Origin of the sequence: Sorangium sp. KYC3313 (assembly GCF_052075895.1) — a bacterium.
In the GTDB taxonomy this organism is placed as follows: Bacteria; Myxococcota_A; Polyangia; order Polyangiales; family Polyangiaceae; genus Sorangium; species Sorangium cellulosum_B.
The window spans coordinates 2,520,368-2,542,192 of record NZ_CP197255.1 but is presented as its reverse complement, the minus strand read 5'-3'; the positions used below and the strand labels follow the sequence as shown (position 1 = coordinate 2,542,192).

Annotated in this window: 13 protein-coding genes and 1 pseudogene; 7 read left to right on the top strand and 7 right to left on the bottom strand. The window is 69.7% G+C overall.

The genetic code is table 11. From position 1 onward, the window contains the following. Positions 1-229: 229 nt before the first annotated feature. The 3 genes from ACSRUE_RS09945 to ACSRUE_RS09935 form a co-directional block, all read right to left on the bottom strand. A complete protein-coding gene (locus ACSRUE_RS09945; protein ID WP_441290784.1) occupies positions 230-1,912 on the bottom strand; it encodes a metallophosphoesterase family protein in 1,683 nt (560 codons plus the stop codon). 122 nt (positions 1,913-2,034) lie between these two features. Next, positions 2,035-3,267, bottom strand: a complete 1,233-nt coding sequence (locus ACSRUE_RS09940; RefSeq protein ID WP_441290783.1) for a c-type cytochrome — start codon at positions 3,265-3,267, stop codon at positions 2,035-2,037. Then, the gene (locus ACSRUE_RS09935) at positions 3,264-4,655 is read right to left on the bottom strand and encodes a DUF1501 domain-containing protein (RefSeq protein ID WP_441290782.1); all 1,392 of its coding nucleotides are present in this window, start codon (positions 4,653-4,655) and stop codon (positions 3,264-3,266) included. Before ACSRUE_RS09935 ends, ACSRUE_RS09940 begins: the two co-directional genes overlap by 4 nt. A gap of 179 nt (positions 4,656-4,834) precedes the next feature. Here ACSRUE_RS09935 and ACSRUE_RS09930 point away from each other — a divergent pair. After that, positions 4,835-5,365: pseudogene (locus tag ACSRUE_RS09930) on the top strand (AAA family ATPase); the annotation flags it as partial. Between the two features lie 265 nt (positions 5,366-5,630). Further along, on the top strand, positions 5,631-6,557 hold the full coding sequence (locus ACSRUE_RS09925; protein ID WP_441290781.1) for a PD-(D/E)XK nuclease domain-containing protein: 927 nt from the start codon (positions 5,631-5,633) through the stop codon (positions 6,555-6,557). Between the two features lie 24 nt (positions 6,558-6,581). On the opposite strand, the gene ACSRUE_RS09920 is transcribed toward ACSRUE_RS09925, so the two are convergent. Beyond that, positions 6,582-7,724 carry an AAA family ATPase gene (locus ACSRUE_RS09920; RefSeq protein ID WP_441290780.1) on the bottom strand — a complete coding sequence of 381 codons (1,143 nt, stop codon included), beginning with the start codon at positions 7,722-7,724 and terminating at the stop codon, positions 6,582-6,584. Positions 7,725-8,280: 556 nt separating this feature from the next. On the opposite strand from ACSRUE_RS09920, the gene ACSRUE_RS09915 reads away from it, so the two are divergent. Then, entirely contained in the window at positions 8,281-10,512 is a 2,232-nt protein-coding gene (locus ACSRUE_RS09915) for an AAA-like domain-containing protein (protein WP_441290779.1), read from the top strand. A 24-nt stretch (positions 10,513-10,536) separates the two neighbouring features. Next, positions 10,537-12,693: an AAA-like domain-containing protein gene (locus ACSRUE_RS09910; RefSeq protein WP_441290778.1), complete on the top strand. Its 2,157-nt coding sequence runs from the start codon at positions 10,537-10,539 to the stop codon at positions 12,691-12,693. Here the strand turns inward: ACSRUE_RS09910 and ACSRUE_RS09905 are convergent. Further along, positions 12,690-13,157, bottom strand: coding sequence for a hypothetical protein (locus ACSRUE_RS09905; RefSeq protein ID WP_441290777.1), 468 nt, complete (start codon positions 13,155-13,157; stop codon positions 12,690-12,692). The genes ACSRUE_RS09910 and ACSRUE_RS09905 overlap by 4 nt on opposite strands. A 350-nt stretch (positions 13,158-13,507) precedes the next feature. Between ACSRUE_RS09905 and ACSRUE_RS09900 the strand changes: the two genes are divergently transcribed. From ACSRUE_RS09900 to ACSRUE_RS09890, 3 genes are all read left to right on the top strand, one after another. After that, positions 13,508-14,491, top strand: a complete 984-nt coding sequence (locus ACSRUE_RS09900) for a tetratricopeptide repeat protein (protein ID WP_441290776.1) — start codon at positions 13,508-13,510, stop codon at positions 14,489-14,491. 247 nt (positions 14,492-14,738) lie between these two features. Next, complete coding sequence (locus tag ACSRUE_RS09895) at positions 14,739-15,449, top strand: hypothetical protein (RefSeq protein ID WP_441290775.1); 711 nt, start codon at positions 14,739-14,741, stop codon at positions 15,447-15,449. A gap of 11 nt (positions 15,450-15,460) precedes the next feature. After that, on the top strand, positions 15,461-15,946 hold the full coding sequence (locus ACSRUE_RS09890; protein WP_441290774.1) for a hypothetical protein: 486 nt from the start codon (positions 15,461-15,463) through the stop codon (positions 15,944-15,946). 265 nt (positions 15,947-16,211) lie between these two features. Here ACSRUE_RS09890 and ACSRUE_RS09885 read toward each other — a convergent pair whose 3' ends face one another. Both ACSRUE_RS09885 and ACSRUE_RS09880 read right to left on the bottom strand, forming a co-directional pair. Continuing rightward, positions 16,212-16,871, bottom strand: a complete 660-nt coding sequence (locus tag ACSRUE_RS09885; protein ID WP_441290773.1) for a nucleotidyl transferase AbiEii/AbiGii toxin family protein — start codon at positions 16,869-16,871, stop codon at positions 16,212-16,214. Continuing rightward, complete coding sequence (locus tag ACSRUE_RS09880) at positions 16,852-21,729, bottom strand: hypothetical protein (protein ID WP_441290772.1); 4,878 nt, start codon at positions 21,727-21,729, stop codon at positions 16,852-16,854. Before ACSRUE_RS09880 ends, ACSRUE_RS09885 begins: the two co-directional genes overlap by 20 nt. Between the last annotated feature and the right edge of the window lie 96 nt (positions 21,730-21,825).

The window sequence follows — 21,825 nt, the reverse complement described above, 5'->3', positions numbered from 1 at the left end:
CGCGGCGACCGCGGCGCGGCCTCCGGAGGTCAGAACCGCTCGACGACGAGCGATCGCCGGAAACAGCAGCGATTTTCATAGTTTCCGCCTGTCTCGCCGCCGAGGGCGGCTCCGGCGTGGCCCAACGGGGCGCCCTCCGCCGCCGCATCGCCCGCGGTGAAGGGCGCCGAGCATCATCGCCACCACCGCAGCCCGAGCAGCCGACCGATCGCCTCGGCCGGACTTCTGACTAGAGCGACGGCAGCTGCTCGCGGAAGAACGCGTTGTACTTGGGATCGTTGTACCGCTCGTACTCGATCGCGAACGGGGTCAGCTGGCTGACGCCGCCCTTGTACCGGATGGTGAGGGCCATCGGCGTGACCTCGCGGTAGTTGCTGGCCTCCGGCAGGTCGTCGTTGGTCTTCCCGCCCGCGGAGAACAGGGTCAGCAGCACCCCGTCGGGGTCGTCGTGCACGACGCGGAAGCCCTCCGGGATGCGCTCGTGGCCGCGGATCAGCGTGGTGCAGCCGAGCTTCTGCATGAAGCTCTTGAACTGCCGCTTGCCGAAGGGGAAGCGCGCCGTGGACCTCTGGAGCTCCGCGGGGATCGCGTCGACCTCGCTGGGGTCGCTCCAGAGCATCTGGAACCGGATCTCCGGGTCGTTGAGCGAGGACACCGACGTCCACCGGGCGGCGATGGTCTCGTCGCGCGGGATCCCCGCGTGGACGAAGAGGATCCTGTCGAAGACCAGCATGTTCGGGAGCGCCTCGAAGAGGCGCATGTAGGCGGCGAACACCTCGTTCGGGGCGATGGCCGCGAGCGAGCTCATCGCCTCGGAGGGCCGCACCGGCGCGAGGACGCGGCCGTTCAGCTCGACGTAGTACTCGTGATTGCCGCGCAGCACGAAGACGCTGTCGGGCGCGGCGAGGAAGAGCTGCATCACCGTGCGCAGGACGCCGTTGTAGCTGAACCTGCCGCGATCGATGTAGTCGCCCAGGAACACCAGCATCATCCGCGGGTTGTGCGCGGGGTCGTCGCGGTGGGCCTGCACCTTGGCGAAGAAGTCGGCCTGCATCAGCGCCCCCTTCAGGCACGAGTAGCAGCCGTGCAGGTCGCCGATGACCAGGAGCTCGACGTCCTCGGCGGGGTCGGGCGAGGCGACGTAGACGTGGCCGTCGAGGAAGGGCGCCTGCCCGGCGAAGCCCGCGAGATCCGCGGCGCCGTCGAGCCGGCCCGCGCCGCGCGCGCGCTGCTCCTCGAGCTTCGCCTCGAACCTGCGCATCAGGTCCATGTCGACCTTGGCCTGCTCCGCGAACGTGGCCGGATCGCTCGCGTAGTCCCACTCGAACGCCTTGAAGAACGGGTGATCGACCTCGCGCGCCTGCTTGCGCGTGGCCGGATCGATCACCACCGCGCCCTGCTCGATCGTCTCGATGTCCACGTCGTCGATCTCGATCGGCGACGCCGACAGGAGCGACGAGAGCTCGTCGCGGAACCGCTGCTCGTTCGGGTGGACGACGCCGTCGGCGAGCATGAGCTCGTCGACGGTCGCGAGCAGCGCCTTCCGGTTGTCGTCGTCGAAGCCGTCGAGGAGCTCGAAGCAGCGGAGCTTGATCTTGGAGAGGACGAAGTCCTTCGGGTCCTCTCCCTCGGCGACGCTCTCGGTGAAATGGCTCTGGATCTGGTGGTCGATCTCGGAGAAGACCTCGTGGAAGTGGCTGGTCCACCGGCCGACGACGTCCTCGTTCTCCTGGGCCCCGACGCCGAGGGCGTCGCGCGCGCGCTGCCGGACGAGGTCGTGGATGTAGCCGCGGATGAAGGACTTCTCGGTCGGATCGAGCTCGCCGTCGATGTACCCGAACCCCGTGAGGTAGTAGATGATGGCGTGCATCTGCTGCTCGGCGACGCGCGGATCCGGGCTGAACGACATCATCAGGCAGCTCTCCTCTTCGCGATGGTGCCCCAGGGTAGCGCAAGACGGGCGCGCGGCGGCGGCGAGCGCGCCTCACGGCCGCGCGGGCGAGCGCGCGTCGCGGCCACGGCGGCGAGCCCACATCACGGCCGCGCGGGCGGCCCTGCGCGCCCGACGAAGGCGCGGATCCGCGCGCGGTCGGCCTCCGACAGCGCGTATCCCGGGGGCGGCATATTCCGCTCGTCCACGACCCGGCGCGCGATGGCCTCGCGGAGCGAAGCCCACGCCGCGGGCGTGGAGAGGTCGACGCCGCCCTCGCCGCGCGGGAGGTGGCAGCGCGCGCACGCGCGGGCGAACACGGGCGCGATCTCGCCCCAGGCGGGCCCGTCGCCGTCCGCTGGGGCGAAGCGCCGGAGGGCGCCCGACGCGAGCAGCCACACGTCGCCGCTCGGCGAGCCGACGAGCCTGCCGCCCTGCGGGAGGCGCGCGCCGCGGGTCTCGCGCGCGCCGGCCTGATCGAGCATGCCGAGCTCGTCGCCGTCGGCGAACCAAGCGCGGTCGCCGGAGACGGCGAGCCCGTGGAGCGCGGCGCGCGCCCGGAAGCGGAGGCGCAGGACGCCGGCGCCGTCCTCCGCGTAGAGCGCGGCGGGCGTCGCCGCGAGCAGCGCGCCCGCGCCGGTCAGGGCGAGCAGCGGCGCGGCGCCGTCCGCCGGGAGCGGGTACGATCGCAACGCCCTCGTGGCGACGTCGAGGGCGCCGAGCCCGTCGCCCCCGGCCGCGAAGGCCACGCGCCCGGCCCCCGCCGCGAGCGTCGCGAGCGGGCCCGTCGCGTAGCGCGTGACGGTGTCGCCGTCCGCCACCGCGATCTCGCGGTCCAGCGCGAAGGCGGCGCCGCCCTCGCCGAGGCCGATCGCGGACCGCACCGCGGCGCGCTCGAGGCCGTAGCGGTCGGAGACGACCTCGAAGGCCCCCTGGCCCGGGAGCCGGAGCAGCCGGCCCTCGGCGTCGACGCCGACGATCCACGTGCCGTAGCCGTCGGGCGCGGGCAGGGCCGCGGCGCTCACCCAGCGGTGGGGCGCGCGCTCCACCCTCGCGAGGGCGCCGTTCACGAAGACGGCCGCGGCGCCGTCGTGGAACACCACGACGCGGCGCCCGTCGTCGGCGACCGCGCGCACCGGGCCGAGCTCCCCCGGGGACGGCCACGCGACCTCGCGCACGACGAGCGGCGGGAGGGGCGCCGCGGCCTGCGCCGCGCATCCGGTGAGCGAGAGCGCCAGCGCAGACGACGAGAGCGCTAACGCGGAGGATGAGAGCGTCAGCGCCGAGGACGAGAGCGCCAGCGCGGCGGCGGACGCCGCTCGGCGGAGGAGCGTCACGGCGACCGGAGCAGCTCCGGCACCACCTCGCCGTCGCGCAGGTGCTCGCGCGGGGAGATGCCGAAGGCGAACAGGAAGGTGGCGAGCAGGTCGGGCGGGGCGATCGGCCGCGGCCCGCCCCGGAACGTCTTCGCCGGGGCCGGCAGGAGCTGCTCCGGGTCGGTCTTGCCGAACGCGAAGCTCCCGCGGAAGCGCGGGGAGATCACCATGGCGGAGTTGTTGGGGTAGTGGTCGCGGCCCATCGCCGTGTTGAGCTGGGGCGTGCGGCAGAAGTCGCTCGTCACGAGGAGGTGGGTGTGATCCGAGAGCTTCTTGCCGGCCCGGGTCGGGTGCGGGGTCCTGTCGAGCGAGCCGAGGAGGGCGGCGATGAGGTCGAAGAGCTCCTGCTGGGTGGCCGCGTGCTGCCGGTAGGTGCTCGTGTGCGTGTCGAACCCGCTGCTCGAGAAGCTCACGCAGCGGACCACGTTCCGCCGCATGGCCTCGATCGCAAACGCGGCGTTGACGGCCGCTTGCCTTGCGAAGCGGGCCGCGTGGTTGAACTCCGGGTGCGCCTGGATGAGCTTGCCCCTGGAGAACACGTCCTGGAGGCCTGCGCTCAGCATCTTGCCCAGCCCTTCCGCCTGGATGGCGAAGCCGCGCAGGGCGTCGGTGTGGCTGGATCGCGCGGCGAGGGACCTGGCCTCCTCGGAGAGGAGCGCGGTCACCGCGGCGCGGTCCTCGTCGGTGTCGTAGTGGCGCGCGCGGGAGAGCGAGCGGCTGAGGGTGCCGATCTCCCCGACCATGAGCGGGACGGCGCGCCGATCGAGGCGATCGCCGACGAACGCCGAGGGGAACTGGACCGAGACGACGGGGAAGGTCTGGCTCGCGCCGAGCTCGCTCCCGCAGATCGCGTCGACGCTCGAGGCCACGGTGCGGCCGCCGCTGAGGTGCCGTCCCGTGGTCGAGAACGCCGTGCCGTCGGGGTGGCTCACGGTGTTCATCGCCAGGCCGTTGAGGATGCACAGCCGGTCGTGCATGTCCGCGAGGGCGCCGATGCCGGGGCCGAACACGAGGCTCGAGCCCCTGGGCGTGACCGGCGCGAAGGTCTTGGCGCCGCCAGCCGCGGGCGCGTCGACCCAGAGGCGGAGCCCCGCGGTGTCCGTGTTGTCGGTCGTCGCGGGGCTCACGAGGCCCCTGGCCTCGTTGCGAGGATCGGCCCAGAGCGTCACGTCCCAGCCGCCCGACGCGTGGAGGAAGAGGAAGAACTCGTCCTCCGCGGCCTTGCCCTGCGCGGCGAGCGCGCGCGCCGGCAGGCCGAGGACGCCGGCGAGCGCCGCGCCCGCGGCGGCCTCGAGCAGCGCGCGGCGCGGGACGGCGAGGCGGCGGGGGCGGGGGGCGTGGCGAGGCATCGGGCGCGCTGCTCAGGATACCCTCCGCGGCCGCGCGCGCCCGCACGACATTGCCGCCCGGCGAGCTCGTGCGTGCCGCCTTCGTGACGGCCGCTGGGTTGGCGGGCGCGCGCTGGAGGCCAGAGCGGCGCAGGCTGACGGCCGGCGCTGCCCGCTTGCTGCCGAGCTCGCACTTCTCCATGCTCCTGGTGCCCTGCCCGTCGAGCGCCCCCATGATTCAGCACGTCGCTCTCGGCGTCTCCGACTTCCGCGATCTCCGCGAGCGCGGGCTCGTCTACGTCGATAAATCGCACCTCATCCAGGAGCTCCTCGACCGTCCGGGGCTCGTGGGGCTCCTGCTCCCGCGGCCGCGGCGCTTCGGCAAGACGCTGAACCTGTCGATGCTCCGGTACTTCTTCGAGAGGCGCGACGAGGACCTCTCGCACCTGTTCGAGGATCTCTCCGTCTGGCGCGCGGGCGAAGCGTACCGGGCGCACTTCCAGCGCTATCCGGTCGTGTTCATGACCTTCCGGGACGTCAAGGCGCCCGCCTTCGAGGCGTGCTGGAATGCCATCCAGAAGAAGATCGAGGCGCTGTTCGACGAGCACCGGGCGCTTCTCGACGGGGGCGCCCTGAGCGAGCGGGAGGCGCGAGATTACCGCGCCATCCTCGACGGCACCGCGGACGAAGTGCTCTATCAGCGCGCGCTGTTCGATCTCTCCACGTACCTGCACCGCGCCTCCGGCGAGAAGGTCGTCATCCTGATCGACGAGTACGACGAGCCGATCCACGCCGGGTTCGTCGGGGGCTACGCCCGCGAGCGTCCTCGACTTCCTGACCGGCGGGATCAAGGACAACCCTCATCTGTCCAGGGCCGTTCTCACGGGCGTCCTGCGGATCGCGAGGGAGAGCATCTTCTCTGGCCTCAACAACATCGGTGTCTATTCGCTCCTCCGCACCGAGTTCTCCACCTGCTTCGGCTTCACCGAGCCCGAGGTGATCGCGCTCCTCAAGGACGGGAGCGCGCTCGACACGCTCGAGAGCGTCCGCATGGCCTACAACGGCTACATCTTCGGCGAGACCGTGGTCTACAATCCCTGGTCCGTGCTGAGCTTCCTGGCCAGCGACGACAGGCGCACCCGCGGCTACTGGGTGTCGATCAGCGCGAACGAGCTCATCAGGGATTTGCTGGTGCACCATGCGCTCGACGTCGAGGACGACATCGCCATCTTGCTCGAGGGGGGCGCGATCGAGCAGCGGCTCGACGAGAACGTGGCCTTCGACCAGCTGCCGGGCAGCCCGCGGGCGCTCTTTGCCCTGCTCGTGTTCTCGGGGTACCTGCGCGCCGAGGCGGTCGAGGCGGGGACGACCCATGTGCCGGCGTATCGATTGTCGATCCCGAACGACGAGGTGCGCGAGGTCTATATCAGCACCTTCCGCGACTGGATGGAGGAGCGGCTGTCCGGGCAGGGCGCGAGCTCGCGGCGGCTGGTGCGGGCGCTGCTGAGCGGCGATGTGACCGCCTTCGAGGAGCAGCTCCGGGCGTTCGTCGTGAATGTCCTCTCGTACCATGAGGCGCGCCGCCTCGGCCCGGAGGAGGTCTATCACGGGTTCGTCGCAGGGCTGCTCGCCACCCTGGAGCCGGACTACGAGGTGCGGTCCAGCCGCGAGTCCGGCGAAGGGAGGCCCGATGTGCTGGTGCGGCCCCGGCAGCCGGGCAAACCCGGCGTCGTGCTGGAGATGAAGGTGGCGCGGGGCGGCCAGACGCCGGAGCAAGCGCTGGAAGAGAGGCTGTCGCAGATCGCCCACAGGGACTACACGGCCGAGCTCCGCGCCGCCGGCGCGTCTCCGGTGCACGCGCTCGCGGTGGCGTTCAGCGGCAAGCAGGTGGCGGTGCGCGCGGCGGCGGGGGTCAGCCGATGATCCTGACAGCGATCCTGCGTCGGCTCATAGCTCTCCCCAGCTGTCGCGCTCCGTACTCAGCGCAGCATCGAGCTCGTCAATCGACAATATGCTACCGGCGTTCTCCTCGCGCCATCTGTCGATAGCGCGACAGGCAACCGCGATTGGGGACAGGAAGCGCTGGAAGATCTCCCGATAGGAGGGGTTAGCGATTTCTAACGCGCCGCCCTCCGTCTGGCGGACGAGCCCCAGGTCCATCACGTAACGCTGGTCGTCCTCCGGCACCGCGCCCAGCGCCGAGCCTGCGAGGATCGGCTCGATCACCGCGCGCACGCGCTCCTCCCGCAGGCGAGCGGCGAGGCTGTCGAGGTGCGTGTCCTGCCGGACGACGATCGCGTCGCGCGCGGCGCGCACGTGCGCGGGCAGGAGCGTCACGCTGCGGTCGGGCACGAGCTCGTCCACCATCTCCCTGGCGAGCGCGTTGACCAGCCAGGGCTGCCCGCCGGTCAGCTGGAACGTGAGGTCGAACGCCTCGGGCGCGACGACTTGCCCCGTGTCGACCGTGTGCTGGGCGTAAAGCTCCGCCACCTCGTCGCGGGTGAAATCGCGCAGGAGCACGGACTCCTCCTTCACGTTGAACGGCGAGGTGCTGCCGAGCTGGGCCCCTTCGCCCGCGGTGACCCTGTAATCACGGACATCGCGCATCCCGATGAGGGCGATGGCCCAGGGGAAGCCCTGCGGTCTTCGCCGGTGGCCTCCGCGGAGCTGGCTCAGCGCCGAGAGCAGCGTAGGGCCGGTGAGCGCGTCGATCTCGTCGAGAAAGAGCACGAGCGGGAGAGGACAGGCCTGCGCCCACGCAGCCAGCGCGGCGGCCAGCTGGTGTCCCGGCGCCCCGTCGGGCCAGGGAGGCGGACGCAGGTCGGGCGGGAGCTGGAAGGCCGCATCATCGTGAAATGATTGAAGGATGGCGGCCTCCACGGCGCCAACGTCCTCCGGGAAGGCGCGCCCGACCTCGAGGGACAGGAGCGCCGCCGCGTAGCGGCCCTCCTGCGTCAGTGCTGCGGCCAGGGACAGGAACGACGTGGTCTTGCCCGTCTGCCGCGGACCGTGCACGACGAAGTAGCTCTGGCGTTCGATCAGCCGGCGCAGCCGCTCGATGCGGCGGAGGGGATCGACCATGTAGTGCATGTCGGGCCTGCACGGACCGGCAGTGTTGAAGAAGCGCGCCACCGCGCCGCCATCCTGCCATGCGAGCCACCGGAGTCACGCGCGACCGGGCTCGGGGCGGAGGGCGGAGCGGTGCGCCGCAGCGCCGCGACCAGGACAGCAGCGGTCGGGAGCACGCCAGCCCATCCCCGATGCCGGCCAGCGGCTCGGGCGCGCATGCCGGCGGTCGCTGGGCGCGCTTCCCGGCGCTGCTGGGCATGCTCCTCGGCGCTGCTGGACACGTCCCTGGAGCTGCTGGATATGCTCCCCGGAGCTGCTGGACACGTCCCTGGAGCTGCTGGAGCTCCCCGGAGCTGCTGGACACGTCCCTGGAGCTGCTGGGCGCGCTCGTCGGCGCTGCTGGGCACATTCCCGGCGCTGCTGGGTACGCTCCCCGCCGGCGCTGGACGCGTTCCCGGGGCTGCTGGGCGTGTTCCCCAGAGCTCCCCGGGCGGCTGGCGAGCTCGAAGGTGCGCTGGCAGCTGCGTGCACAGCAGTGCGCTTGACGGGCTTCTGCGGAACGAATCTCATGCGACCTATGCCGTCGATCCGCTGGCTCCATCTGACCGACCTGCACGTCGGAATGAAGGGCATGGGCCCGCTCTGGCCCTCACTAGAAGACGAGTTTCGCCGCGATCTGGCGCTGGTCCACAGGCAGGCGGGGCCGTTCGATGTCGTGCTCTTCTCCGGCGATCTCGTGCAGAGCGGCACCCGCGATCAGTTCGACAGGCTGACGGAAACGCTCCAGCAGCTCTGGACCCACCTGGCAGACCTCGGCTCCACCCCCGTGCTGCTGGCCGTCCCTGGCAATCACGATCTGCAGCGCCCGAGCGAGCGGTCGCCAGAGGTTAGAGCCCTGCTCAACTGGTCGCACGATCAGGACCTCCGGGGGGCGCTCTTCTGGCACGAGACCGACGGGAAGGCCTACCGGGACGTCGTGGACACCGCATTCGCGGAGTACACCCGCTGGACACGGTCGTGGCACGCCGCCCACCCGCCGCCGGCCTGGCTCACGGTGAGAGACGCGGGCCTGTTGCCGGGAGAGTTCGCCGCCTCCATTCAGAAGGACGGCCTATCTCTCGGCGTCGTCGGGTTGAACTCCGCATTCCTCCACCTCAGCGGCTCGATCCAGCGAGGCCAGATCGCACTGCACCCGGATCAACTCCACGCGATCTGTAACGGAAGCCCCAGAGGGTGGACGGCACAGCACCACGCGTGCCTCCTGATGACCCACCATCCGCCCGAGTGGCTGACGCCCGACGCGCTGGCCTTCTACCAGGGGTCCATCCTGCTCCCCCAGTGGTTCATCGGCCATGTCTATGGCCACATGCACGAGCCGCACGCGGTGGTCCAGAGCGTCGGCGGCGCGCCCGCGCAGCGGCACTTTCAGGGGGCGTCGCTCTTCGGGCTGGAGACATGGAACGGCGCGCAGGGGAGCCACGTGACCCGCCTACACGGCTACAGCGCGGGGCGCATCGATCTCGACGCGGAGCGCCGCGGCACGCTGCGGGTGTGGCCCCGCATCGCGCGGCGGCAGGCGGGCACGGGGCTATGGCGGCTGGTGCCCGATTACGATCGCTTCTCCCTCGATGAGCAGAACTCTTTCTCGAGCGATCTCGGCACTAGGCCGCGGCCGGCCCAGCCCGTACAGCACGGAGGAGCGCCCCCGTCGCGGCCGAGCGTGGCGCTCGCATCGCAGGGGGATGCCGCGATGCCGGAGCCGCCGGGCCTCGGGTACAGCGAGGCGTGGTACGTCCCTCACGCGAGCGAGGAGCAGCTCGTCGTGAATATGCTGCGTCACCCGGCCGCGCCGGTCATCCTCAAGGCCCCGCCGATGTCCGGCAAGAGCACGGTCATGCGCCGGATCATCGCGCTGATCCGGAAGGAGGACCGCGCGGCTGGCGGCCACCGGTTGGTCCTCCACGTCGACCTCGGTTTGCTGACGGATCGAGCGCTGGAGGACCCGCCGGCCTGCTTCTGGGAAATGGCGCTCCTCCTCGTCGACGCCTACGCGAAAGCCCTCCAGGAGGGGGGCCACGTAGGTCCCTCCGTCGCGGACTGGGTGGACCTCGCCTGGCAGAGGCCTAGCACGCCCGATCGCCGATTAACGCTGCTCCTCGAGCAGCGCATCCTGGCACCGCCCCTTTCGCCCCAGCGCGTCGTTGTCGCTCTCGACCGGATGGAGCGGATCATCGGTCGGCCAGCAGGCAACCCGGTCGCCCGGATGCTCCGTCAGTGGGTGGACAACCGCGAGGACGGCCGGTGGGCTCCGGTGCGGCTGCTGCTCGCGGCGCCCGGCTCCAGCCTCTACTTCCACGCACCCGACGCGGTGTCGGAGCTCTTCGCCGCCGCGCGCCACATCCGGATCGACAACTTCCGGATCGAGCAACTGCACCATCTCGCGCGGCTCTACGGCGGTCGCTGGGGCGACCAGGAGCTCCAGCGCCTCTTCGAGCTCACGAGCGGGCAACCGTATCTGTCCCGCCTCATCCTGTTCCTGGAGGCGACCGGCACGAGCAAGGACGAGCTGCTCGACCTGGAGCGGCTCAAGGTGGAGCACTGCGCGTCCGCTCTCCGTCAGATGTGGCTCGTCGTGTCGGAGCGCGAAGAGCTCCGAAAACCGTTCTGCGCCGTGCTGCGGGACCCGACCATCAAGCTCAGCGCCGACGAATACGCACGGCTTTACCAGACGGGGCTGGTGCACCGGACGGACAGCGGGTACGACGTCCCCAACGTACTCGTGGCGAGCTACTTCCGGGAGCGCTGCTGACCCCGGCGCGTTACGATCCTGGTCATGATGGTGAGCCAGGACGCCCTGCCCCCGTCGTCCGCTTCCGACCCGCGCGACGCGCCGCCGCGCCGCTTCCAGTTCACTGGCAGCCTGCTGGAGAGCTCATTTTACGTCGAGCGCCCCGCGGACCGCCTGCTGCCCGAGGCGCTCCTCGACGGGCGGTACTGTCATATCCTGGCGCCGCGCCAGATCGGCAAGTCCAGCCTGCGCGTCCGGACGGCGCGGACGCTCGCGGAGCGCGGCATCCGGTGCGCGTCGGTCGATCTGACGGCGGTCGGCACGGCCGGGAGCGAGGACGAGTGGTTCTTCGGGCTGACCGAGGAGATCTCCCGCCGGCTGCGAGCCGACGATCCGGTCGCGTTCTGGGAGGAACACCGCCATGTCGCGCCCGCGAGGCGCTTCGGCGACTGCCTGCGGCGCCTCCTCAAGACGGAGCTCGGCAGCCAGCGCGTGGTGATCTTCCTGGACGAGATCGAGGCGGTCCGCCTGGCGAGCTTCGGGCTCGAGGATTTCTTCCTGACGATCCGCGCGCTCCATGAGGAGCGAAGCGAGGACGCCGATCTGCGGCGGCTCACGTTCTGCCTCATCGGTGTGACCACGCCCAACGACCTCGTGAAGAACAAGACGGTCACGCCGTTCAACATCAGCGAGGCGATCCCGCTCGACGACTTCACGCGAACGGAGCTCGACGCGCTCGCGCCGGGTCTTGACGCGCTCGGGGCGCAGGCGAGCGCGCTCCTCGATACGATCTACGCGTGGACCGACGGACACCCGTACATGACCATGCGCGCGTGCGCCGCCCTCGCCGGCCATGCGCGCGTCGCCGTCGGAGCGGAGCACGCGACGGTGGATGAGGTCATGCGGCGCGAGTTCCTCGAGCGCCCTCTCGAGGATCCGAACCTGAACTATGCAGCCCGTCGCTTCGAGGATGCGTCCTTCGGACGACCCGGGGCTATGCTGACCGACAAGATCCTCCTCTACCGGAGCCTGCTCCTCGGGGAGGACGTCGCCGCCGACACGGAGAGCGCCGTGCAGATGGAGCTGCGCCTCTGCGGCATGGTGAAGGATGCGCGCACCGCGGCGGGACGAGAGCTGAAGCTCCGGAACCGGATCTTCAGCACCGCGCTCGACATGGAGTGGTTGAAGAGCAAGGGGGAGCGGCGGTTCATCGCGGAGGCGGTGTGGAAATGGATCGAATCGGGCCGTGACGAGGACGCGCTGCTCCGGGGGGTGGTCCTGGAGGACGCGCTGCGCCTCGCGAAGACGGCCCCGCTGTCGGATGACGAGCGAGCGTTCCTCGACGCGAGCCAGCGCCGCGAGACGGCGGAGCTGGGCTTGAAGCGAGCGTCCATCCAGACGGAAGTGAGGCAGGTCGAACTGGAGCTCGCCGAGATCGCGGAAGACAAGGCGCGCGTCGAGCGGGAGAAGGAACAGGCGGAGCAGGAGCGCGCTGCTCTGCAGATCGAGCTCACCGAGGTCAGACGCCGTCAATTCGAGGCTGAGGAGAAACGCAGGCAAATCGAGGAGTCTACCCGGTTGTACAAGCGCCGCTTATTGCTGATCGGCCTGCCGATCGCCGGCATGCTCCTCCTGGGGAGCATCGCTCTCGGCGCGCTGGCCCAGGATGCCGCCCAGCAAGCCAGAGTCGAGGCGGACAAAGCGAGAGACCAGGCGGAGGAAGCGAGAGCCCAGGCAGAGGAGCAAGGCCGTCGCCAGCGAGCGCTCGAAGAGAAGAATTCTCGGCTTGAGGCCGATTTGATCGCGCGAGAAGGAGCGCTCGCGCAGAAGCGCGATGAAGAGGCAAAGGTCAAGAAATACATCGAGGAGAACAAAGACCTCGTGGACAGGCTCACCCTCGAAAAAAAATCGCTCCAAACGAGCCTCAAGAAAGCCACGGAAGAGCTGGCTCGGAGCAAAGCCGAGCGCGCGCAGGAGGTGCAGGAGGCGATTGTCGCTCAACGCAGGCTGGACGACGCTCGGCTTGCCGCCGAGAAAACACGCGATGCAGCGATCGTCGCACGCGACGCAGCGATCACCCGGGAGCAGCAATGCCAAAACCGCGAAGCTCGCCGGCAAACGACTTGTTCCCTCCCGAATCTTCATGGGCGGGAGCAGGGGACTGCGCAACCCGGACAGCACATCCAACAGAACCACGACTAATACAGGTGGAACTCCGGGTGCCGCACGAGCCCGTAACAGACGGCCGCCCACCCCGCCTCCTCCGGCGAGAACCGCGATTTCGCCGCGCCCTTCGCGCGGTGCCGCGCGACCGTCCCCTCGTACAGCGCGAAGAACTTCCCCTGCCGATCCGGCGGCCCGAGCCGCGACGGGTAGCTCAGGAACGTCCGGTGCAGGACGTCGAAGCGCGGGGCGAACGCCGCCTCGTCCGGGTCCTGCGCGGGCAGATCGAACGCGAAGATCAGCCGCCGCTCGATCGGGACGCGCTCCTTCGCCTTGAGATCGTGCTCCAGGGCGCGGTCGCAGAGCGCGATCCCGAGCCGCTCGAACGCCGCCAGCATGAGCGCGTTGGTCTGCGTGGCGCGCGGGAGATCCAGGCCGTGATCGGGGAGCCCGAGCGCCGCGAGGTAGTCGCCCCAGGTGTCGAACAGCGCCGCCTCGCACACCAGCACATCCGCGGACAGCGGAGCGCCCGCCGGTGGAGGAGTTCGTCAACCCAGCGGTAGAGCGCTGCGACCTCCTTCGCACCGCCCGTCCAAGGGCCATCCTCCGCGCGGGTGCGATTTCGGAAGGATGAGACGGCGATCGATGCGGATGGGATGAGAAATTTCGTCGCCGAAATGCAATGCAACGCCAGATGCCTCGCGGCATCGCTCACGTGCCGGGAGCGCTGGCCAGACACATACGGAGGATGGTAGAGAGCGAACGTGACGCTGGCGCGCGGTCACGTACGTTGGCGCGCCCGAGGTGGAGCGTGCGAGGTCCTCGATCAGCATCCTGGCTTCCGTCGTGGGCAGTGTTGTTCCTCGTGCTGCTCGCGGCTGCTCCCGCGCGCGCGGAGGCGCCTCTGAAGCGCTCGCGAGCCGTCAAGGAGCTCATTCGCGAGGCCGGGGCGGCGCTGGCTCGGCTCGACGTCGCGCGAGCCCGGGAGCTGTGGGGCGAGGTGTACGATATCGAGCGGTCGAACGTCGCGATGTGCAACATGGGGCAGCTCGACGCGCGGATGGGCCGCTGGGAGGAGGCCGTGGTGGAGCTCTCGCAGTGCGTCGAGCACATGCCGGCCCCGCGCACGGAGGTGGAGCGGCGCCTGTATGATCACCGGCACGCCGACCTCGCCCGGGCCCGGCGGCGCGTGGGTGAGGTGGTCCTCATGCCGCCGCCCGGCGTCGTGGGCATGTTCGTGAACGGCCGGGGGGTGAAGGACGGCAGCCGCGTCTACGTGAGGCCTGGCCAGCACGAGGTGATGGCCGTCGGGCAGGAGGGGCAGGTCGCGCGCGCGGGTGTGAAGGTGGAGGCGGGCGAGTCGAAGGAGGTGCCGCTCACGTTCGACAAGCCGGCACAAGCGCCGGAGGAGCGCGCTCGGCCGCCGAAGGGGGCTTCCGGGCCTGGTGCGCCCGGGCCTGCGGCGCCAAAAGGGCCGCCGCAGGGCGCAGGCCGGTCCGGGCCGGACTTCCGGATCGTCACGACGGGCGCGGTGGCCTCGGTCGGGTTCTTGGTGGCAGGCACCGTGTCCCTGCAGAGCGCGCAGGGGTACGAGCAGGAGGCGAAGGCGGCTCGACAGCACGCCCAGCTGATGAGCACGGTCGACCCCGCATTTCAACCCGACTACGACGAGATGGTCGATACTGCCGCAAGCGGGAAGCTGATGCGTCTCCTGGGTACCAGCGCGTTGATCGCTGGGGCGGCAGCAGGCGCGGCCACCCTCGTGTACGTCTGGTTGCCGAACGACGCGCAGATTCGAGTGACGGCGCACGGCGCGGAGGTTCGCGTTCGATGGTGAGCGTCGGCGATGCCGCTTTGGACCGTCAGCGCGTGAGCATGGCGACGCTGGCACGGAGGCCTTTCTGATGCGGCGTCCGATGTTGCTGTTCGTCTCCGCGATAACGCTGCTCGCGTGCGAAGACGAGTGGTTTGTGCCGCTGCTTCCGCCGCCGGCCGATTCGGCTCCAGTGCTGTGGATGTGGGTAGGTCCGGAGGACGATGCACCTCCCTGTATCGACGGCCAGCCACCGAAGTGGGAAGGCTGGATGGTTGACGCGCCTGAAGGGCTGCCGGACACGTGCGATGCGTGCGAATGCGGTCCGGCGGCGTGCGAGCTGCCCTCCACGGTCATGGCGAACGCGATGACCTGCCCAGGCGGAAGCACCTCGATCGCGCTCGACGCCGGAGCGGGATGGGATGGGACGTGCGCTGCGCTCCCGTCGCCCGTCCAGCCGGACGATTTCGCGTCCGTCGTCTACGTGCCGCCGACACTCTCGCCGTGCACACCCTCGGCGACATTCGAGCCGCCGCCCGTTCCTGCAAGGTTCGTCCGGGTGTGCGCCGGCAACACGGCGCAGGACCCGCCGGGGTTCATCCCCTGCATGCAGGCCAGCAGCGAGGGGACCTGCAGGCGTGGCCTGACACGACACGAGTTCTTCGAACAGCTGATCGACAACCGCGCCTGCGCTCCGTGCGAGTGTGGTCCCCCAGCAGGGGGCAGGTGCGTCGCCGACGTCGGTTTGTATGGGGACAGCGCATGCAGCGACCGCATGGCCGCGGGGCTCCCCGTCGGCCTCGGGGAGACGGCCTGCGCGGACGTCACCTCGCCCCTCCCGCTCAGCGCGATGCGCGCCACGCTCGTGGAGGAAGAGCCAGGCGCCTGCTCCCCGAGCGTCGCTGCCGTGCTTGGCACCCTGGAGCGACGCGAGCCGCACATCGTATGTTCCTATTCCGAGATCTGGTGGGACACCCCGTGAGGCGGATGACGATGTCCATGTCGAGCGCGCGGCTCACGCTCCTGGCCGTGCTGTCGCTGCCAGCGATGGCGTGCGCCAACCATCCGGACATCGCGGGGAAGGCGGTCGTCGCCCTCGACGGTGAAACCCTGAGCTACGATACCGGCGATGATGGACGGAGGTTCGTGAAAACAGGGGAGAGGTGGTCGACGGGGTGCTACCTGAAAGACTCCTTGCCGGAGATGTACCTGGACCGCGCGCGCGACGACGACCCGCCGATCAGCTCAATTGCATTGCTCGTCAAGCGCGAGGATGACGACGGCAAGCCTCTACCGAATGTCGCGATGCACACAAGAGAGGATTTCTACGATGGCTTTTGCCACGTCGTGGCGACGGTCGGCAGCGACCCGCACGAGGTGGACTTCTCGACAGGTGATTGCGAACTGCAGCGAGCCCTCGACGGCCATCCCGCGCTGCTCGTCTCTGCTTTGTTTCACGTCAAGGAGTGCGACGAGTAGGTCACGGCCAGCGCAGCGGGAGCACGCGCGACGCCGGCCGCGCCGTGGGCCCGCTGGTGCCAGCTTGGCCGACGCGCTACGCCTTGGCCATTCACCGCTCGGCGCGCTAGGCGCGTTCCCGGGGCTGCTGGGCGTGTTCACCGGCGCTCCCCGGGCGGCTGGCGAACCCGCAGGTACGCTGGTAATCGGCGACAACAAGAGATCGAACGGATCGGGGTGCCGGCACATCCGTGCCTCCCCAGCCTCGCGCCGCTCGAGAGGCTCCTCAGGACTCGTCGCTCCGCGTGGGATAGGCCAAGCGCCCTAGACGAGAGATGAGATCCTGGAGAAAGGCACGCAGCTCCGGCACCGGGATGTCACCCGGGACGGAGGCATCATCGCCGATCTCGATCTCCGAGAGGATCCATGCCAGGGAGCCGGGCGTCACAGCACCATCCTTTCGCTTGGCGCGAGGCAGCGCGTCCTCCACGCTGTGGCCTGCCCGCTCCAACGCGAAGACGTCTACCAGATCGCGGATCTCCGAGCGGGACAGCAGCGCACAGAGCTTGTTGGCCAAGATCTCCTCCGGCGGGTCCACCCGGATATCGCCGAAGAGCTGCTTCTCCGGGTAGACTTGGAAGGTGCGATCGACGACCAGATCGACCATCACCCGATCCTTCCCCCGCTTCACCAGGCGGCGGCGAAACGTGGGCGCTGTCTCCTTGTTCTCGATCGCGCCGCCGAGCTCCTCCGCGACCGCTCGCAAGGCATCGTCCGCGTGGTCGAGATCCATGGAGGTCGTGAAGAGATCCAGATCCGCAGTTCGCCGGTGGTGGAGGTGAAAGCCAGCGAGCGCCGCCCCCCCCGTCACGAAGAACCGCCGTTCGCGACGAAAGAAGGCCGCGAGCACCTCCTCCTGCAACGGGCTAAGCAGGCTCTTGCTCAAGTAGACCCTCCTTGTGCCATAGCTTCAGCAGAAACTCCCAGAAGCGCCTGCGTCGCCCGAGATGCCGCGCCAGACGACTGAACCGCGCTGCGACCTCTTCGGGTGTGGTGAACCGCCAGACGTCTGGGTCCTGGGCTTCGCGCAGGATCTTGCCCAGCAGACGGTCGCGCTCGGGCGGCGAGGCGCTCTTCAGCCGGCGCCGAACCTCGCTGACAGGAATGGGATCGTCCCAGAGAAAATAGGGGATGACCTCATCGTCATCGAGATCGCTGGAGAGCGGTGTGGCCAGCTCCGGGTTGCCAGGGGCGCTCGGAGCCTCGGAAGCGCTGCATCGAGCCAGGGACGCTCGGCTTGCAGCATCGGGTTCGTCAGCCCCGCGGACGCTGCCTGAACCGGGCAAGGGTACGACGTCGATCCTCGGGCCGCCGACGCTCGAGTCGTCCATGACCGCGAGCCAGAGCCAGCTGTAAAGCGCAGATGGCGCGTCTTTCGAGAGATGGTCGATGATCCCGGGGGCGGGTTCACGAAGCAGTCTGACGCTCCAGACGAGGCGTTGATTCTGGGCGTCCAGCGCTCGCTCGAGCGCGCGGCGCCTGACCACGAGCGCCTTCTGCCATGTGATTTGTCCCGTTGAATGATGAGAATAAACGGCCTCTACGCGCCCTTCGCGATCCATGAAGCACCAGTTCGCGCCTCCTCCCACGGGCTTCGCGTCGACGAGACCGAGGAGAACTCGTAGCCATCTGGCCGGGAGCCTGCAGGATCGGGCGATGCCACGAAGCCCATGATAGCCGGCCTCGACAGAGGTGCCCGTCAGCTCGATCGCTCGATTGCCCATCGGAATCTCGTACGCTCCGATGCGCTCTTCCGACCAGGGAGCCCACATGGCCTCCCCAGCATCGACGCCATCACACCCCAACTCGCCGTCCTTGCAGAGGCGACCGAGGGTTTGTGGGTCAACAGAGCGCGCATGAACCGCAAGCAACCCAGCGTCGCGCTCTGCCACCGCGGCGGCTCCGATCCATAGCGTGGAGTCGGCCTGACTCTCCCGCTCACGCGCGCGAACCTCTCCCCAGAGGGTGATCCACTCGTCTTCTTCCGGTTCGAAGCACGGGGCTGCGCCTCTCGGAAGACGAAGCCAGGGCTCGATCTCGGGTGGCGGGGCTGTCCTCACCCACTCGACGGCTCGATCCACCTGGTCGTGGCAGCCCAGGTGGATCGAGGAGACGAGGCCGCCATCCGCCCAGAACACCCAGGGCTCTCTTTCCCTGGAGGACTCCAGAGCTGCGTCGCTCGCAGGGTTGGGCTCGATCTGGGCGATGCGCACAGGATCCACGGGCGGCTCGATCAACCCGCTGGCTCCGCCGCGCACGTCCGCAGGCGCGCGCGCCGCGAGATAAGCTTGCAGCTGACGGCAGCCGGTCCGGATGTACTTCTCGGCCACCGTACACACCGGGCTGACCTCCCCACGTACCCTGGCGTCGCCGTGGTACCGCGCGATCGCTACATCCATCCCGACGGTCGCGGCCGGCGCCCCGTCGCGCGAGTCGCCGTAGAACTCAGCCTCGTTCCAACCCGCCGCACGCAGGTGTGCCACGAGCGCGCCGCACGCGAACCGAAGCGGAGAGAGCGCGGGGAGCTCCGCCTGTTCCGCATGCGCGCGCAGGATTCGAGCGGCGCGCGGGTCGAGCCCCTCTGCTCGCTCCGGTGACCACATGTGCAGATCCATCGAGACCGCATATCGGAAGAACGGATCGATGGCCGGAGGCACGACGTACCAGGCGAACCTCGCCGAGACAGGCTTGACTCCGTGATGATCGCTCGCCGCGCGGGCGGCCTCGGCGTCGATGGGGAGTGTTTCCCCGATCGGCGCATAGAACCGATGCGCCCGTTCGAGAATGGCAGGATCCACGACGACGCCCACGGCGCGCGCGCGCTCGACGATGCCGCGCGCTGCATGGAGCACCACGACGTCCTCCCGGCGATGCGGGGCGTCCGGAGCGAGCATGTGCTCGTCGACCCACCGGACGAGCTGCACCAGGCTCGGATCCGCGCCGGTCAGGCAGGCGGCCCCGAAGGCCACCATCGAGACGTCCTCGATCATTTGGGGATCGTTGGTGCAAATCACCAGATCCAACCATCGGATCAGCTCGCCGATATCTCTGGAAGCCCAGCGCGCCAGCTCCGCGCGGAGGCGCCTGCGCCAGGCCGTGTCCACCGACGTGAGCGCCCACGCCAGGAGCAGCGGAGGACCGTCCGCCGGGTCGTCTTCGAGCGTGAGCTCCTCCAAGGCCGGATCGCCGCTCCCTTCCCATGGCTGCCCGCCGTTTCCGGGCAGATGCCGCGGACCTGACCAGAACTGATCGCGCCTCGCCGGCAAGAGGGACAGGAGCGCCTCATGGACGAAGCGAGGGCCGAAAGGGTGCGTCACGTCCCGAGCCACCGGAACGCAGAGCTCCACCAGCACCCGCCGGCACGAGGGCATGCTGGCCCGCAGCCGCTCAAGCACCCATCCGTGGTAGGCGCGGGCTGCGCCGTCGTCCAGCGCGGCGATGGCCCTCAGCTCCAGACGCTCTATCTCCTCGCGCGGCAGCTGATCGCGCCAGAGGCCCGAGCGAACCAGGCTGATACCATTCTGCGCGAGCAGGATCGCCGTCTGCGTCAAGGCGTCGCGCCGATCCCGCAGCACCTCGGGGAGCGGAGACGCCTCGCCTCGAGCCAGCGCGTCCCGCGCCGCGTCGCATGCTCGGCGGGCGATCAGGTAGTCCACGAGGGGCTCAAATGCCAGCTCGACATGATGGATCGGCGGACCGAGATCGTCCGACTCGACCGGCCACTCGGTGACGAGGTCGTGCTCCTTGGCCTGTTCGAGCAGCCAGCGGGCGTCGAGGATCGAGAGCCCCTGCGCGGGCGGGACCGCTGCATAAACCGCTGCGACAGCGTCGTCACGGCTCATGGCACCGCGTCCCATGCTGGCCTCGGCGAGCGCCGTGAGCGCCTCGCGCAGGGGGACGCGCCGGGTCCACCCGCCCCTGTCTTGCAGCTCTTCTTCGATGCGCCGGAGCTTCTCGCCGAGCAGCGCCGTGAGGGACACGTCCTGGGGCCGAGAGCCCCAGGCTTGTGGGCGCGCTGGCCTGTGGCGACGGAGCTCGCAGTAGAGCCGCACGCTCAGAGGCTCCCGGATCGCCCAGCGGATCCGCCTGTCCGGGAGCTCGATAGCCCACGCTTCACAGGTTTTCCGCAGCAGCGTGTCGACCTCACCGCCTGTGGGGAGCGCGATTTCGTGGAAGAGGTCGACGCGTACACGGCCCAGGATCGCCTCGCGGCTGGCCGTTCGCAGGGTCACCGCGGCCCGTATGCGGGGGTGGCGCTCGAGGTGCGCCGAGAGCTCGCCGAGCAGCTCGGCCCAGCGGCGGTGCTTCCCCGACTCCTCCAGGCCGTCGATCGCGAGCAGGAAGCAGACCGGCTCGGGCTCGACCCCGTCATCATGGCCCGAGGCGGCTCCGGACGGCGCGGCAGGGCTCTGGACGTCAGCAGCGCCATTCGGGTTCTGCACCGGCCTTCGCGCCCGTCGCACGTCAGCGCGCGTCGCCGTCGCTTCCATGGCGTTCAGGATCTCGGCGAGCCGGGAGCGAGGTTGGTCCAGCGCCTTCTGGAGGATCTCGTCCCACCCTCCGAGAGGGCAATCCCTGGCGCGGAGGATCACCGCTGGCATCCCGCGGCTCAGCTGCTGCTCGACGGCATGCGCCAGCCCATGAGTCTTCCCGACGCCCGGCGCACCGACGTAGGCGCCGAGGAGTCGCGCTCCGCGCCAGCGCGCCCACGCATCCCGAAGCAACGAAAATGGACGCCCCAGCTCGTCGACGCAGCGCTCCAGGTGCTCGCGGATGCTGCGCGTGGGGACATGGAAGCGGTCGCGCTCGAGATCGAGGAGCACCCCGGCGAGCCGACGAAGGTGCTCCTCGTCGTGCTCGCTCGGCTCCAGGTGCGCCGGGAGGGGCGTGGTGTGGCAGAGCGCATATGCCAGCGCTTTGCCCGCGTCCATCATGCGGTCCAGGGCGTCGAGGGCTGCCACGCGGAGTTGCTCCGCGTCAGGGACCTCGCCCCCGAACATCGATAACCGCTCCAGGCGAGCCACGTCCTCGCGAAGCGCCTCCAGCTTGGCCGTTGCCTCCTTCACATAGAGGAGGATCTCCGCGCGCGCTTCACGCTCACCCAAACGGAGCGCGAGATCCTGCTCCAGCCAGCCGGTTGCGTGCAGGTTCGGAGCGTAGCGCGCGTTAAGCCAGCCACAGCGGGCAGCGGCGAAACGGTGGGTCAGGTCATTCAGTGTGAGGACGCTGCCGGGGAACCAGTAGGCGTGCAACCCCTCGTTCTCCCGCTCGCCGAGCAGCTCCCGGAGCCTCGCCTCGTCCCAGAGATCGACTCGAACGTTCGGCGCGATCGCGGTCGCCCTGTCGATCCAGTTGCTCCACCTCGCCCATTCTGTCTTTTCCTTGCGTCCGCGGTCGTCGGTCAGAGCGCGGGGCAGAGCGACGCAGTAGCGTACGAGGTGCGGGCGTACCGTGATCGCCCGCTGAAAGGAGTCGTGAATCTGACCGATTCGGTCGCGATCGAGGTGTCCCGAAAACCACTTCGCCTGCAGGCCGACGACCTTCCCGGAGGCCAGCACGGCGTACGCGTCCAGACCGCCATCGCCCCCCCGCCCGTCGGGAATCCGGACCTCCCGGAGCTCGCGCGCATACTCCTTCCGGCACCAGCGCTCGAAGAGCTGACCGGCGAAGGCCTCGAAGGCCTCGGAGTTGTTCTCCCCGTGCGCGTCGAACCGGCTCCAGTCCATGCCTCTCGCGACCAACATGCCCCTCGATGCCCCCGGTGCGCAAGCTGGTCCCAGCCGCTTCGACCCTGCGCGCTGTCCAGGCGCCGGACGCGAGCCGGTCGGTGTACGAGATCG

What these genes read in the sequence shown, in the direction of transcription:
- ACSRUE_RS09945 (WP_441290784.1), bottom strand. Translation starts at nt 1,912, where the DNA reads ATGATGTCGTTCAGCCCGGATCCGCGCGTCGCCGAGCAGCAGATGCAC.
- ACSRUE_RS09895 (WP_441290775.1), top strand. Translation starts at nt 14,739, where the DNA reads ATGGTTGACGCGCCTGAAGGGCTGCCGGACACGTGCGATGCGTGCGAA.
- ACSRUE_RS09920 (WP_441290780.1), bottom strand. Translation starts at nt 7,724, where the DNA reads ATGCACTACATGGTCGATCCCCTCCGCCGCATCGAGCGGCTGCGCCGG.
- ACSRUE_RS09935 (WP_441290782.1), bottom strand. Translation starts at nt 4,655, where the DNA reads ATGCCTCGCCACGCCCCCCGCCCCCGCCGCCTCGCCGTCCCGCGCCGC.
- ACSRUE_RS09880 (WP_441290772.1), bottom strand. Translation starts at nt 21,729, where the DNA reads ATGTTGGTCGCGAGAGGCATGGACTGGAGCCGGTTCGACGCGCACGGG.
- ACSRUE_RS09915 (WP_441290779.1), top strand. Translation starts at nt 8,281, where the DNA reads ATGCCGTCGATCCGCTGGCTCCATCTGACCGACCTGCACGTCGGAATG.
- ACSRUE_RS09910 (WP_441290778.1), top strand. Translation starts at nt 10,537, where the DNA reads ATGATGGTGAGCCAGGACGCCCTGCCCCCGTCGTCCGCTTCCGACCCG.
- ACSRUE_RS09890 (WP_441290774.1), top strand. Translation starts at nt 15,461, where the DNA reads ATGTCCATGTCGAGCGCGCGGCTCACGCTCCTGGCCGTGCTGTCGCTG.